This is a genomic window from Klebsiella sp. K-Nf6 (genome assembly GCF_002806655.1).
Taxonomy (GTDB): Bacteria; Pseudomonadota; Gammaproteobacteria; order Enterobacterales; family Enterobacteriaceae; genus Klebsiella; species Klebsiella variicola.
Window position 1 is genome coordinate 22,001 of record NZ_PIBN01000021.1, and the last position, 13,732, is coordinate 35,732.

General features: G+C 57.0%; 13 protein-coding genes and 1 other RNA gene. 8 read left to right on the plus strand and 6 right to left on the minus strand.

All coding sequences use genetic code 11. From position 1 onward, the window contains the following. The first annotated feature begins 121 nt into the window (after nt 1-121). The 3 genes from nadK (at nt 122) to bamE (ending at nt 3,237) form a co-directional block, all read left to right on the plus strand. The gene (gene nadK, locus CWM61_RS25180) at nt 122-1,000 is read left to right on the plus strand and encodes an NAD(+) kinase (RefSeq protein ID WP_002914158.1); all 879 of its coding nucleotides are present in this window, start codon (nt 122-124) and stop codon (nt 998-1,000) included. 86 nt (nt 1,001-1,086) lie between these two features. After that, entirely contained in the window at nt 1,087-2,748 is a 1,662-nt protein-coding gene (recN, locus tag CWM61_RS25185) for a DNA repair protein RecN (protein ID WP_100632137.1), read from the plus strand. 147 nt (nt 2,749-2,895) lie between these two features. Further along, nucleotides 2,896-3,237: an outer membrane protein assembly factor BamE gene (gene bamE / locus CWM61_RS25190; protein WP_008806098.1), complete on the plus strand. Its 342-nt coding sequence runs from the start codon at nt 2,896-2,898 to the stop codon at nt 3,235-3,237. A 69-nt stretch (nt 3,238-3,306) separates the two neighbouring features. Here bamE and CWM61_RS25195 read toward each other — a convergent pair whose 3' ends face one another. Further along, nucleotides 3,307-3,597, minus strand: a complete 291-nt coding sequence (locus CWM61_RS25195; protein WP_004145682.1) for an RnfH family protein — start codon at nt 3,595-3,597, stop codon at nt 3,307-3,309. After that, nucleotides 3,587-4,024, minus strand: a complete 438-nt coding sequence (locus CWM61_RS25200; protein WP_008806099.1) for a type II toxin-antitoxin system RatA family toxin — start codon at nt 4,022-4,024, stop codon at nt 3,587-3,589. Before CWM61_RS25200 ends, CWM61_RS25195 begins: the two co-directional genes overlap by 11 nt. Before the next feature lie 149 nt (nt 4,025-4,173). Between CWM61_RS25200 and smpB the strand changes: the two genes are divergently transcribed. Further along, nucleotides 4,174-4,656, plus strand: a complete 483-nt coding sequence (gene smpB, locus CWM61_RS25205; RefSeq protein WP_002914164.1) for an SsrA-binding protein SmpB — start codon at nt 4,174-4,176, stop codon at nt 4,654-4,656. 142 nt (nt 4,657-4,798) lie between these two features. Then, nucleotides 4,799-5,161: a transfer-messenger RNA gene (gene ssrA / locus CWM61_RS25210) on the plus strand. Nucleotides 5,162-5,438: 277 nt separating this feature from the next. Here the strand turns inward: ssrA and CWM61_RS25215 are convergent. Beyond that, nucleotides 5,439-6,239, minus strand: a complete 801-nt coding sequence (locus tag CWM61_RS25215; protein WP_100632138.1) for a hypothetical protein — start codon at nt 6,237-6,239, stop codon at nt 5,439-5,441. 124 nt (nt 6,240-6,363) lie between these two features. Continuing rightward, nucleotides 6,364-7,248, minus strand: coding sequence for a LysR family transcriptional regulator (locus CWM61_RS25220; RefSeq protein WP_100632139.1), 885 nt, complete (start codon nt 7,246-7,248; stop codon nt 6,364-6,366). 211 nt (nt 7,249-7,459) lie between these two features. On the opposite strand from CWM61_RS25220, the gene CWM61_RS25230 reads away from it, so the two are divergent. Next, nucleotides 7,460-8,032 (plus strand): flavin reductase family protein, encoded by a 573-nt coding sequence (locus tag CWM61_RS25230; protein WP_100632141.1) that lies wholly within the window; start codon nt 7,460-7,462, stop codon nt 8,030-8,032. A gap of 19 nt (nt 8,033-8,051) precedes the next feature. Here the strand turns inward: CWM61_RS25230 and CWM61_RS25235 are convergent, their stop codons facing one another. Next, nucleotides 8,052-8,405: a helix-turn-helix domain-containing protein gene (locus CWM61_RS25235; protein ID WP_077274722.1), complete on the minus strand. Its 354-nt coding sequence runs from the start codon at nt 8,403-8,405 to the stop codon at nt 8,052-8,054. Between the two features lie 333 nt (nt 8,406-8,738). Here CWM61_RS25235 and oqxA point away from each other — a divergent pair, with 333 nt between their 5' ends. Next, on the plus strand, nt 8,739-9,914 hold the full coding sequence (gene oqxA, locus CWM61_RS25240) for a multidrug efflux RND transporter periplasmic adaptor subunit OqxA (protein ID WP_100632142.1): 1,176 nt from the start codon (nt 8,739-8,741) through the stop codon (nt 9,912-9,914). A 23-nt stretch (nt 9,915-9,937) separates the two neighbouring features. Next, complete coding sequence (locus CWM61_RS25245) at nt 9,938-13,090, plus strand: multidrug efflux RND transporter permease subunit OqxB9 (RefSeq protein ID WP_012967412.1); 3,153 nt, start codon at nt 9,938-9,940, stop codon at nt 13,088-13,090. A 67-nt stretch (nt 13,091-13,157) separates the two neighbouring features. On the opposite strand, the gene CWM61_RS25250 is transcribed toward CWM61_RS25245, so the two are convergent. Next, nucleotides 13,158-13,637 carry an RrF2 family transcriptional regulator gene (locus tag CWM61_RS25250; protein ID WP_008806108.1) on the minus strand — a complete coding sequence of 160 codons (480 nt, stop codon included), beginning with the start codon at nt 13,635-13,637 and terminating at the stop codon, nt 13,158-13,160. Between the last annotated feature and the right edge of the window lie 95 nt (nt 13,638-13,732).

Consider the following 13,732-nt stretch of genomic DNA (forward strand, 5'->3'; position numbering starts at 1 on the left):
TTTCTCCGCGTTTTTTTCGCATTCATCTCGCTAACTTCGCTTATTATGGGGATCAGTTTCCGGGTTTCAAGGGAAGCGGACAGATTGTCACTATTTCATTTAACGCAAGGACATCCAGATCATGAAGAACCATTTCAAGTGTATCGGCATTGTGGGACATCCTCGTCACCCCACCGCCCTGACCACACATGAAATGCTCTGGCGCTGGCTGTGCAGCAAAGGGTATGAAGTGCTGGTTGAACAGCAGATCGCCCATGAACTTCAGCTCAGCAACGTGAAAACCGGCACGCTGGCGGAGATTGGTCAACAGGCCGACCTCGCGGTGGTGGTGGGCGGCGACGGCAATATGCTCGGCGCGGCGCGGACCCTGGCCCGGTATGACATTAACGTCATCGGCATTAACCGCGGCAACCTCGGCTTTCTCACCGACCTTGACCCGGACAACGCCCTGCAGCAGCTCGCCGACGTGCTGGAAGGCCACTATATCGCCGAGAAACGCTTTCTGCTGGAGGCCCAGGTGTGCCAGCAGGATTGCCAGAAACGCATCAGCACCGCCATCAACGAAGTGGTGCTGCACCCGGGCAAAGTGGCGCATATGATTGAGTTCGAAGTCTATATCGACGAAGTCTTTGCGTTCTCTCAGCGATCCGATGGCCTGATAATCTCCACCCCGACCGGCTCCACGGCCTATTCGCTGTCGGCCGGCGGCCCGATCCTCACGCCGTCGCTGGACGCCATCACCCTGGTGCCGATGTTCCCGCACACCCTTTCAGCGCGACCGCTGGTGATCAACGGCGACAGCACCATCCGTCTGCGCTTCTCGCATCGCTGCAGCGATCTGGAGATCAGCTGCGACAGCCAGATTGCCCTGCCGATCCAGGATGGCGAAGACGTTCTCATTCGCCGCTGTGATTATCACCTCAATCTTATTCACCCTAAAGATTACAGCTATTTCAATACATTAAGCACCAAGCTCGGCTGGTCGAAAAAATTGTTCTGATTTACATCGCTGCCTCTTTACTGGATAAAAAACCAGTCTATACTGTACGAAAACACAGTATTGGTTTTTCATACAGGAAGGCAGCTATGTTGGCGCAACTCACCATCAGTAATTTTGCTATCGTTCGTGAACTGGAAATTGATTTCCACAGCGGCATGACCGCTATCACCGGGGAAACCGGCGCCGGGAAATCCATTGCCATCGACGCGCTGGGGCTGTGCCTCGGCGGCAGAGCGGAAGCCGACATGGTGCGTCGCGGCGCCACCCGTGCCGACCTGTGCGCGCGCTTCGCGCTGAAAGATACCCCGGCCGCCCAGCGCTGGCTGGAAGAGAACCAACTGGAGAGCGGGCGTGAGTGTTTACTTCGCCGGGTGATCAGCGCTGACGGCCGCTCGCGCGGCTTCATCAACGGCACAGTCGTCCCGCTCTCGCAACTGCGCGAGCTGGGCCAGCTGCTGATCCAGATCCACGGCCAGCATGCGCACCAGCTGTTAACCAAACCCGAACACCAGAAAACGCTACTCGACGGCTATACCGGTGAGTATGCGCTTACTCAGCGTATGGCCGAGCATTACCGTCAGTGGCACCAGAGTTGCCGCGAGCTGGCTCAACACCAGCAGCAGAGCCAGGAGCGGGCCGCCCGCGCCGATCTACTGCAGTATCAGCTTAAAGAGCTGAACGAATTTAACCCGCTGGCGGGCGAGTTTGAGCAGATTGACGAAGAGTACAAGCGCCTGGCCAACAGCGGGCAGTTGCTCAGCACCTGCCAGCACGCCCTGACGGTACTGGCGGACGGCGAAGAGGCCAATCTCCAGAGCCAGCTTTATACCGCGAAGCAACTGGTCAGCGAGCTGGTGGGTATGGACAGCAAGCTTTCCGGCGTGCTGGATATGCTGGAAGAGGCAGCCATTCAGCTCAGCGAGGCCAGCGACGAGCTGCGCCACTATCACGACCGTCTGGATCTCGATCCGAACCGTCTGTTCGAACTTGAGCAGCGTATTTCCCGGCAAATCGCGCTGGCGCGTAAACATCAGGTGATGCCGGAAGAGCTGCCGGCGGTTTATCAGGCGATGCTGGAAGAGCAGCGCCTGCTGGACGACAGCGCCGGCTCGCTGGAATCCCTCAGCCAGCAGGTGGTCGAACATCATCAGCTGGCGCTGGAGACTGCACGTCAGCTGCACGCCCTGCGCCAGGCCAGCGCCGACGAGCTGACCCAGCTTATCACCGAGAGTATGCACTCACTTTCGATGCCGCACGGGGTCTTTGCGATTGAGGTCGCTTTCGATGAACGCCATCTGACCGCCGACGGCGCCGACCATATTGAGTTCCGTGTCACCACTAACCCGGGTCAGCCGCTGCAGCCGATCGCCAAAGTGGCCTCCGGCGGCGAACTGTCGCGCATTGCGCTGGCGATTCAGGTGATCACCGCGCGTAAAATGGAAACCCCGGCGCTAATCTTCGACGAAGTGGACGTCGGCATCAGCGGCCCGACCGCCGCCGTGGTCGGCAAGCTGCTGCGCCAGCTGGGCGAGTCCACGCAGGTGATGTGTGTGACCCACCTGCCGCAGGTTGCGGGCTGCGGCCACCATCATTTCTTTGTCTGCAAAGAGACCGATGGCGAGATGACCGAAACCCATATGCAGCCGCTGGATAAGCGCGCTCGTCTGCAGGAGCTGGCTCGTCTGCTGGGCGGCAGCGAGGTCACGCGCAACACCCTGGCGAACGCGAAAGAGTTGCTTGCGGCGTAAACTTTTTGATTTTCACAGGGTCATAGTGAACAGCAAATTGCCTGCTGACCTGCAGCCGGAGGTTTCCATCGGCGCGAAGGTCTATTATTATCGGCATATTACAGATGAGCCACGTACTGCTCGGGCCCAAAAAGGAATCAAATCACTATGCGCTGTAAAACGCTGACTGCTGCCGCAGCGGTTCTTCTTATGTTGACCGCAGGCTGTTCTACTCTGGAACGAGTGGTTTACCGTCCTGACATCAACCAGGGTAACTATCTGGCACCTAACGATGTAGCAAAAATTCGTGTCGGTATGACGCAACAGCAGGTTGCTTATGCTCTCGGAACGCCAATGATGTCGGATCCGTTCGGCACCAACACCTGGTTCTATGTATTCCGTCAGGAGCCGGGCCACGAGAAAGTGACTCAGCAGACCCTGACCCTGACGTTCAACAGCGGCGGCGTGTTAACTAACATTGATAACAAGCCCGCGCTGACCAGTCAGTAAGGCCCGGAAAAGCAAAAAGCGCTCGATGAGCGCTTTTTTTATGGCTGATAGCCGGTCTGCTGCTGTGGGTTACTTCGCAGCGCTTTTCTCTGCCCGCTGGCGACGCAGCTCTTTCGGGTCTGCGATCAGCGGGCGATAGATTTCGACCCGGTCGCCGTCGTGAACTTCGTCATGCAGCTTAACCGGACGACTGTAGATACCCAGCTTGTTCTTCGCCAAATCGATGTCATCACGCAGGGCCAGTAGCCCGCTGGCGATAATCGCCTGCTCGACCGTCGCTCCCTCATCCAGGGTGACTCGCTGCAGATACTGCTTTTCAGGCAGCGCGTAGGCAACCTCAACACGAATATTAGCTGGCACTGTAGACCTCTTTGGCGCGCGAAGTGAACGCCTGCACCATGTTGGCGGCCAGTTCCTTGAAGACCCGACCAAAGGCCATCTCAATCAGCTTATTGGTAAATTCAAAATCGAGATGGAACTCGATTTTGCACGCCTCGGGACTCAGCGGAATAAACTTCCAGCCGCCAATCAGCTTCTTGAACGGGCCATCCACCAGGCTCATCAAAATGCTCTGGTTACTGGTCAGTGTATTCCGGGTCGTGAAGGTCTTACTGATGCCGGCTTTGGACACATCAACCGCCGCCGTCATTTGCGTCGGCCCGAATTCCAGCACGCGGCTACCGGTGCAGCCTGGCAGAAAATCAGGATAGGACTTCACATCGTTTACCAGTTGATACATCTGTTCCGCGCTGAAAGGCACCAGCGCAGTACGGCTAATCTGAGGCATAGCAGGTTCCACATTTAAACACAGTGCAAATAATATCATTTATCTGCTGCTAAAAAAAACGCTGTGCCGCAACTCGTGCTAAGATGCGCAGTACACCTCGCAGGATGCGATCGAGGTAACTGTGTATAAGACGATGACTTCAGGACATTATGACTAAGAAAAAAGCCCACAAACCTGGATCAGCCACCATTGCGCTGAATAAACGCGCCCGTCACGAATACTTTATCGAAGATGAATACGAGGCTGGTCTCGCCCTGCAGGGCTGGGAAGTCAAATCCCTGCGTGCAGGCAAAGCCAACATCGGCGATAGCTATGTCATCCTGAAGGATGGCGAAGCCTTCCTGTTCGGCGCCAACTTTACGCCCATGGCCGTGGCTTCCACCCACTATGTGTGCGACCCGACGCGCACTCGTAAGCTGCTGCTTAACCAGCGTGAGCTGGACACCCTGTACGGCCGCATTAACCGCGAAGGTTACACCGTTGTCGCCCTGTCGCTGTACTGGAAGAACGCCTGGTGCAAAGTGAAAATCGGCGTCGCCAAAGGTAAGAAACAACACGACAAGCGTACCGATCTGAAAGATCGTGAATGGGCGCTGGATAAGGCGCGTATTATGAAGCACGCCGGACGCTAACCCCCTCCCCGAGGGCCAGCTATCGCTGGCCCTTACGCTATATCCTTGTTGATGCTGCTTTTTCATCCACCCCGTTGAAACAATCCTGCGTAATGGGGCTGGTAACGACATTCACAAATCTGTTATACTTGACCTACACATTGGGGCTGATTCTGGATTCGACGGGATTTGCGAAACCCAAGGTGCATGCCGAGGGGCGGTTGGCCTCGTAAAAAGCCGCAAAAAATAGTCGCAAACGACGAAAACTACGCTTTAGCAGCTTAATACCCTGCTCTGAGCCCTCTCTCCCTAGCTTCCGCTCTTAAGACGGGGATCAAAGAGAGGTCAAACCCAAAAGAGATCGCGTGGATGCCCTGCCTGGGGTTGAAGCGTTAAATCTAATCAGGCTAGTTTGTTAGTGGCGTGTCTGTCCGCAGCTGGCAAGCGAATGTAAAGACTGACTAAGCATGTAGTGCCGAGGATGTAGGAATTTCGGACGCGGGTTCAACTCCCGCCAGCTCCACCAAAATTCTCCATCGGTGATTACCAGAGTCATCCGATGAAGTCCTGAAAGCCCGCACGGCGCAAGCCCTGCGGGCTTTTTTGTGCCTTGAATTTATCCCGCGAAGTCCGAAGAGAACTCATTAAATCCGCACCTTTTAGGCCCATTGATAGGCCCAACGAAAGCTCTGTTGTTTTCGCGCTACCAATTACCCGCCAACCCCCCTCTCAGAATTAGACCTCCCACGACACTCGCACAACCCTTTCACACTCCGGCCGCGTCAGCGGCCAGAGGCAAAGATTTACCCCTTGTCAGAATACGCATCCAGCATGGCAAGGACCGCCCGACGCGCCGCATCGTCTGCGATATTGTCAGGCAGCGCATCAGCCCGCAGAGTGACATAAGCGTCAGCAGCCCTTCGAATGGCAATCCCGACGGAGTGACGATCGTGCGTTGCCAGGGTGGAAGTCAGCAGGCCATCGGGATCAATGCCGAGGGCTTCTATTCGGCGAACACCGCGTTGCGGTAGATTGGCGCGACGGAACAGCATCGGTCCCAGCACTTGTTCCCGGAAGAAAGACAGCATCCCCAGCGCTTCGAAGAGTTCCCCCCTGCCCAGTTTAACCACGGCATAATGCAGCCAGATCCAGGCTCGGGACTCAAACCACTCCGGCGTCATATCCGGCCAGTGCGCGCTAAATTTTGCCAGTTGTCGCTCTAGAGCATCGTTATCTCGGGTAAATAACACGGCAGGCTCTTCAACGCGCTGAGTGAGCATGTCCAGAGTGATAAATTTCAGATCGACATGCAGAAGTTCCGGGCCAAACAGGCAGATCAGCAGGCGAGGCTCACCGACGTGTTCCCCGGTGAAAGCATGTAGCAGATGGCCGAGCGTTCCGGCGAACGCCATACGCTGAGCCATGATTTCGTCATAATAGAAAGGGTCGACCACCACCACGAAATCCAGATCGGAGTATTGATCAAACCCGCCATGGATAAACGAGCCGCCAGCGAGAAGGGAGTGGATCCGCGAATCAGACTGTAATTTAAGCTTCAGTTGCTCTGCAAAACTTCTGTGTAAATCGGGTAGCGTATTAAGCATACTTTTTCCTGTTCACAAAAAAGACAAAGCATTACAGAATATCGAGCGATTCATCAGCAGACCAGATATTTCTGCTGGAACCCTACGCTCCATCGCGAAGCGCTAAATGCAAGCAATACCTCCCTCAGACCACCTCGCTCATCCACTCAGCAAACGCCCGCACGGCGGGAGAGAGAAAGCGCTGGTGCGGATAGAGCAATGTGACGGGTACCGGGGGCGGCTGCCAGTCCGTCAGCACTTCCACCAGCCTCCCCTCCTGCAGGTGGTCAGCAACGATATTCTCCGCCAGCTGCGCCAGCCCGAAGCCCGCCAGGCACATTTTTATATAGAGCCCCGTTTCATTCACCGCGGCGTTGCCGCTGACGGGTACAGAAAAGGTCTCCCCGTGGCGAATGAAGCGGAACTCATCGGCCCGCCTCGCCTGGCCAGAGAAATAATGCACCGCCCGGTGCTGAGAGAGCGCCTCCGGTGACGGCGGCACGCCATATTCCCGAAGATAGTCCGGTGACGCGCAGGTTACCCAGCGAAAGCGGCCCAGAGGGCGGGCCACCAGGCTGGAGTTGTTCAGCTCTCCCGTTCGTATCACGCAGTCGACGCCTTCCTGAATAAGATCGACCTGGCGATCGCTGACGCCGATCATCAGGTAGATATCGGGATAGCGTCGGTAAAAGTCCGGCAGATGCGGCATGACGATGAAATGCGCGATGCCCGCGGGCATATCAACCCGCAGGCGCCCCTGAGGCCGCGCGACAGACTCGCTCAGGGTGGATTCACTATGTTCGATGAGGGCGAGAATTTCCCGGCACTGCGCCAGATACTGCAGCCCTTCAGGGGTAAGGCTCACCCGCCTTGTGGTCCGATTCAGCAGCCGCACCTTCAGGTATTTCTCAAGGTTTTTAATGGTACTGGTGACAGTGGAGGCGGGCAGGGAAAGGTTTTCCGCGGCACGCACGAAGCTCCCTGCCTCCGCGACGCGCATAAACATCTGCATAGCCTGGATACGATCCACCTTCTTTCTCCCCTGAAGCGAGCGGCTTACCGACAGACGGCATGATTATTTGTTGATTATGAATAATGAAAACAATTTACGCATCTTTTTGCGCTTAATCGCCTGGCGTATCGTTGCTCGGTGGATGACGAAGGAGGGGCCGAAAATGAACATGCCCTCAATAAATATCCAGATAATCATTACGTTAAATAACACGCATAAAGGAAAAATAATGTCCGTGCAGCCTGTCGAATTAAGTAAGGCGTATCGTTTATTGCAGGTCGGGTCCACCACCATGATTTCCGCAAAATATAATGGCGTCGAAAATGTCATGTCAGCCGCCTGGGTTGGGCTGGCAGGCGAGCGAAAAGTGGTGGCCTATATTGGCACCCAGGCCTTCACTCGTCAGCTGGTGGAAAAGAGCGGCTATTTCGTGGTGCAGATCCCCGTAGTCAGCCAGATGGCAACCGTCCTCTACGCTGGCGGGCGCAGCTATGCCGACGCGCCGGATAAAAATGACGCCATCCCCTTCATTTATCAGCCGGGGCTCGACATCCCCCTCGTGGCAGGCTGCGCGGGCTGGCTGGTGTGCAAAGTGATGCCCTACCCGGACATTCAGCAGCAACACAATCTGTTTCTGGGCGACATCGTCGCCGCCTGGAGCGATGATCGGGTATTCCGTAACGGACACTGGATTTTTGATGATGCGCCGGACGAGCTACGGACCGTTCACTATGTCGCAGGCGGGCAGTTCTATGCCATCGGTAAGGGCAGCAAATTCGATCATGGGCCGGGTCAGGACTGACCCTCCCCGGTCATGTGGCTTACTGACGAGATGTCTGCGCAGCAGAGCGGCTGATACTCCGGCGCCAGACGCCGGGCGCCTGGCCATACTGGCGCTTGAAGCTGCGGTTGAAGGACTGCTGGGAGTCAAAGCCGAGGGCGATCGCCACGTTCAGGATCGGCTCGTTGCTGTGGGCTAAGCGTTCGACCGACTTTTCCAGCTTTTGCGCCCGAATATATTCTCCGAGGGGCTGCCCGGTATGTTCTTTGAAGATCCGCTGCAGGTGCCACTTCGAATAGCCGGATCGTCGGGCAACGGTGTCTATATCCAGACGGCTATCAAGATGGTTGTCGATCCAGTCAATGAGATCCTGAATGATGGCGCCAGTGTTCATCATGTTACCTCCGCGCAGCCGGTTAAAAGCATCTTTATCAGTTGCATTTAAAGGTGGACTGGTTTCACACAAAATGCAAGTTTTATTGTTACATTTAAATCCGCGCCGGGATCGCGGTTTTTGTCTCCAGCCAGGACCGCACATAAAGTGCAACAATTATTCTTGCACTTAGTTAAGCGCCTTCCTACAATCGCCGCGATAGTGTATTCGAAATTGTTACAGTTTTGTGGCGATGATCGACACAAATGGCCTTAAGCCAGCCCGGACAAAGGAAGTGGCGCGGCCTCTCACGCTGCGTCTTGCCCGGCGGCTACAATTACCGGAATAAAAATAATGAGCCTGCAAAAAACCTGGGGAAACATTCACCTGACCGCGCTCGGCGCGATGATGCTCTCCTTTCTGCTCGTCGGCTGCGACAACAGCGTCGCGCAAAACGCCGCGCCTCCCGCCCCGACGGTCAGCGCCGCTAAGGTGCTGGTGAAGTCGATCAGTCAGTGGGATAGTTTTAACGGTCGCATTGAAGCGGTGGAGAGCGTTCAGCTTCGCCCTCGCGTCTCGGGATATATTGATAAAGTGAATTACACCGACGGTCAGGAAGTGAAAAAGGGCCAGGTGCTGTTCACGATAGATGACAGAACCTATCGCGCCGCCCTGGAGCAGGCGCAGGCAACGCTGGCGAGAGCCAAAACGCAGGCCAGCCTGGCGCAAAGCGAGGCGAACCGCACCGATAAATTAGTCCATACCAATCTTGTCTCCCGTGAAGAGTGGGAGCAGCGCCGGTCAGCCGCGGTTCAGGCGCAGGCTGATATTCGCGCCGCGCAGGCGGCGGTGGATGCCGCGCAGCTTAACCTCGACTTCACCAAAGTGACCGCGCCTATCGATGGCCGCGCCAGCCGGGCGCTGATCACCAGCGGTAACCTGGTCACCGCGGGCGACACCGCCAGCGTGCTCACCACTCTGGTCTCGCAGAAGACGGTGTACGTCTACTTCGACGTCGACGAGTCAACCTATCTTCACTATCAAAACCTTGCTCGCCGCGGGCAAGGCGCGTCCAGCGATAATCAGGCGCTCCCGGTGGAGATTGGCCTGGTTGGCGAGGAGGGCTACCCCCATCAGGGCAAAGTGGATTTTCTCGATAATCAGTTAACGCCGAGTACCGGCACCATCCGCATGCGCGCGCTGCTGGATAACTCGCAGCGTCTGTTCACACCGGGGCTGTTTGCCCGCGTGCGTCTGCCGGGCAGCGCGGAGTTCAACGCCACGCTGATCGACGACAAAGCGGTACTGACCGATCAGGATCGTAAATACGTCTATATCGTTGATAAAGATGGTAAAGCACAGCGACGCGATATTACCCCGGGGCGGCTGGCAGACGGTTTACGCATCGTTCAGAAGGGGCTGAACCCTGGGGATAGCGTCATCGTCGACGGGTTACAAAAAGTGTTTATGCCGGGTATGCCGGTGAATGCCAAAACCGTTGCCATGACCACCAGCGCCGCCCTCAACTGATCCCTAATCAGAGAATCCAACACATGGACTTTTCCCGCTTTTTTATCGACAGGCCGATTTTCGCCGCGGTGCTGTCGATTTTAATTTTTATCACCGGGTTAATCGCTATCCCGCTGCTGCCGGTGAGCGAATATCCGGACGTCGTCCCGCCGAGCGTCCAGGTGCGCGCGGAGTATCCCGGCGCCAACCCGAAAGTGATTGCCGAGACCGTGGCGACGCCGCTGGAGGAAGCGATCAACGGCGTTGAAAACATGATGTACATGAAATCGGTCGCTGGCTCCGACGGCGTGCTGGTCACCACCGTCACCTTCCGCCCGGGTACCGACCCGGATCAGGCGCAGGTTCAGGTGCAGAACCGGGTCGCGCAGGCGGAAGCGCGTCTGCCGGAGGATGTACGCCGTCTGGGCATCACCACCCAGAAACAGTCTCCGACGCTAACCCTGGTGGTGCATCTGTTTTCGCCAAACGGTAAGTACGACTCGCTGTATATGCGCAACTACGCCACGCTGAAAGTGAAGGATGAGCTGGCGCGCCTGCCCGGCGTCGGCCAGATCCAGATTTTTGGCTCCGGTGAATATGCGATGCGCGTCTGGCTGGATCCCAATAAGGTCGCGGCCCGCGGTCTGACAGCCTCGGATGTGGTGACGGCGATGCAGGAGCAAAACGTCCAGGTGTCTGCCGGACAGCTTGGCGCCGAGCCGCTGCCGCAGGAGAGCGATTTCCTGATCTCCATTAACGCCCAGGGCCGTCTGCATACCGAAGAAGAGTTTGGCAATATCATTCTGAAAACGGCGCAGGACGGCTCGCTGGTCCGCCTGCGCGACGTGGCGCGCATCGAGATGGGTTCCGGTAGCTATGCGCTGCGCTCCCAGCTCAACAATAAGGATGCGGTCGGGATCGGTATCTTCCAGTCGCCGGGGGCTAACGCCATCGATCTGTCGAACGCGGTACGCGCCAAAATGGCTGAACTGGCCACCCGCTTCCCGGAAGATATGAAATGGGCGGCGCCGTACGACCCGACGGTTTTCGTGCGCGACTCCATCCGTGCGGTGGTGCAGACGCTGCTGGAAGCAGTGGTGCTGGTGGTGCTGGTGGTGATCCTGTTCCTGCAGACCTGGCGCGCGTCGATTATCCCATTGATCGCCGTGCCGGTATCGGTGGTGGGTACCTTCAGCATTCTCTATCTGCTGGGCTTCTCGCTGAATACCCTGAGCCTGTTCGGGCTGGTACTGGCTATCGGTATCGTGGTGGACGACGCCATCGTGGTGGTGGAGAACGTTGAGCGTAATATCGAAGAGGGGCTTGCGCCGCTTGCCGCGGCGCATCAGGCGATGCGTGAGGTCTCCGGGCCGATTATCGCCATTGCGCTGGTGCTGTGTGCGGTGTTCGTGCCGATGGCGTTTCTCTCCGGGGTCACCGGCCAGTTCTACAAACAGTTTGCGGTGACCATCGCCATCTCGACGGTGATCTCGGCCATCAACTCGCTGACGCTCTCCCCGGCGCTGGCGGCCCTGCTGTTAAAGCCGCACGGCGCGAAGAAAGACCTCCCTACCCGGCTGATCGATCGTCTGTTTGGCTGGATTTTCCGTCCGTTTAACCGCTTTTTCCTGCGCAGCTCGAACGGCTATCAGGGACTGGTGAGCAAAACCCTCGGACGCCGTGGCGCGGTGTTTGTGGTGTATCTGCTGCTGCTCTGCGCCGCTGGGGTGATGTTTAAAGTCGTCCCCGGCGGGTTTATTCCCACCCAGGATAAGCTGTATCTCATTGGCGGCGTGAAGATGCCGGAAGGTTCGTCGCTGGCGCGCACCGACGCGGTGATCCGCAAAATGAGCGAGATCGGGATGAATACCGAAGGGGTCGATTATGCGGTCGCTTTCCCGGGGCTTAATGCGCTGCAGTTCACCAACACGCCGAATACCGGGACGGTCTTTTTTGGCCTGAAACCGTTCGACCAGCGCAAACACACGGCGGCGGAAATTAACGCGGAGATCAACGCCAAAATCGCGCAAATCCAGCAAGGCTTTGGCTTCTCCATCCTGCCGCCGCCGATTTTAGGACTGGGTCAGGGTTCCGGCTACTCCCTGTACATCCAGGATCGCGGTGGGCTGGGCTATGGCGCGCTGCAAAGCGCGGTGAATGCGATGTCCGGGGCGATTATGCAGACGCCGGGGATGCACTTCCCGATCTCGACTTACCAGGCTAACGTGCCGCAGCTGGACGTGCAGGTCGATCGCGATAAGGCGAAAGCGCAGGGGGTGTCGCTAACCGATCTGTTCGGCACGCTGCAGACCTATCTCGGCTCGTCTTATGTCAATGACTTTAACCAGTTCGGGCGTACCTGGCGCGTGATGGCCCAGGCTGACGGACCATTCCGCGAGAGCGTGGAAGATATTGCTAATCTGCGCACCCGCAATAATCAGGGTGAAATGGTGCCGATCGGCAGTATGGTGAATATCAGTACCACCTACGGGCCGGATCCGGTGATCCGCTACAACGGTTATCCGGCGGCGGACCTGATTGGCGATGCCGATCCGCGGGTCCTCTCTTCTTCGCAGGCGATGACGCATCTTGAGGAGCTGTCGAAGCAGATCCTGCCGAATGGGATGAATATTGAGTGGACGGATCTGAGCTTCCAGCAGGCCACCCAGGGCAACACGGCGCTGATCGTCTTCCCGGTGGCGGTGCTGCTGGCGTTCCTCGTGCTGGCCGCGCTGTATGAAAGCTGGACCCTGCCGCTGGCGGTGATCCTTATCGTACCGATGACGATGCTCTCCGCGCTGTTTGGCGTCTGGCTGACCGGCGGCGATAACAACGTCTTCGTGCAGGTGGGTCTGGTGGTCCTGATGGGGCTGGCCTGTAAAAACGCCATTCTGATCGTCGAGTTTGCCCGCGAGCTGGAGATCCAGGGGAAAGGCATCATGGAAGCGGCGCTGGAGGCATGCCGCCTGCGTTTGCGCCCGATCGTGATGACCTCCATCGCCTTTATCGCCGGGACCATTCCGCTGATCCTCGGCCATGGCGCGGGGGCGGAAGTCCGCGGTGTCACCGGGATCACGGTGTTCTCCGGGATGCTGGGCGTGACGCTGTTCGGTCTGTTCCTGACACCGGTGTTTTACGTGACGCTGCGAAAACTGGTGACCCGCAGGAAGCCGGTCCAGGAGGATCTGCCCGCCTAACCTGCAGCAGATAACAAAAAACCGCCTTCACAATTGAAGGCGGTTTTTTTTCGTCACCAGAAAATGATTAATGCGCTTTTTTAAAGCGGGCGATCATTTCCGGCACCGGGTCGCAGCCGCTGCTATCGCCATTTTTCACCGCCTCCAGCGCGCTGGCCACGGTGTGACGAGCAAGGACATTTAGCGAAGCCTGCTCTGCTTCATCGGCAATCGATTTGAAGTACCAACAGGCGTTGGCGCTGACCACACAGCGGGCCGGAACTTCGGGACGCGACGCCCACAGCTTTTTATCTTCAATAACCGAAAGATAGATATCACGCAGGGTGATCTTGTCCGCCGGGCGGCCAAGATGAATAGAGCCGTTACGGCCAAGCGTGGAGACGATGATGCCGTCACGAGTAAGCGGAACCATTAGTTTACGGATAAAGCTCGGGTTCGCTTCCAGTCCGTAGGCCAGAATCGCACTCGTCGAACGTTCACCCATCTGCTCCGCCATTGCTACGCTGAGAACCATCTGCAAAGCTGTCGGGAAGCGGTAATCTAACATGGTATTGTCCTGGGTTGCGGTGAATCTTGTTCTTTTTGGCACCGCAGAGGTGAATAATCAATGAACAACAATATAACAAATACGGGAATTTTTTT

Excerpts from the sequence above, each read along its gene's own strand:
- nadK (WP_002914158.1), top strand. The coding sequence starts at position 122 with ATGAAGAACCATTTCAAGTGTATCGGCATTGTGGGACATCCTCGTCAC.
- recN (WP_100632137.1), top strand. The coding sequence starts at position 1,087 with ATGTTGGCGCAACTCACCATCAGTAATTTTGCTATCGTTCGTGAACTG.
- bamE (WP_008806098.1), top strand. The coding sequence starts at position 2,896 with ATGCGCTGTAAAACGCTGACTGCTGCCGCAGCGGTTCTTCTTATGTTG.
- CWM61_RS25200 (WP_008806099.1), bottom strand. The coding sequence starts at position 4,024 with ATGCCTCAGATTAGCCGTACTGCGCTGGTGCCTTTCAGCGCGGAACAG.
- smpB (WP_002914164.1), top strand. The coding sequence starts at position 4,174 with ATGACTAAGAAAAAAGCCCACAAACCTGGATCAGCCACCATTGCGCTG.
- CWM61_RS25215 (WP_100632138.1), bottom strand. The coding sequence starts at position 6,239 with ATGCTTAATACGCTACCCGATTTACACAGAAGTTTTGCAGAGCAACTG.
- CWM61_RS25230 (WP_100632141.1), top strand. The coding sequence starts at position 7,460 with ATGTCCGTGCAGCCTGTCGAATTAAGTAAGGCGTATCGTTTATTGCAG.
- CWM61_RS25235 (WP_077274722.1), bottom strand. The coding sequence starts at position 8,405 with ATGAACACTGGCGCCATCATTCAGGATCTCATTGACTGGATCGACAAC.
- oqxA (WP_100632142.1), top strand. The coding sequence starts at position 8,739 with ATGAGCCTGCAAAAAACCTGGGGAAACATTCACCTGACCGCGCTCGGC.
- CWM61_RS25245 (WP_012967412.1), top strand. The coding sequence starts at position 9,938 with ATGGACTTTTCCCGCTTTTTTATCGACAGGCCGATTTTCGCCGCGGTG.
- CWM61_RS25250 (WP_008806108.1), bottom strand. The coding sequence starts at position 13,637 with ATGTTAGATTACCGCTTCCCGACAGCTTTGCAGATGGTTCTCAGCGTA.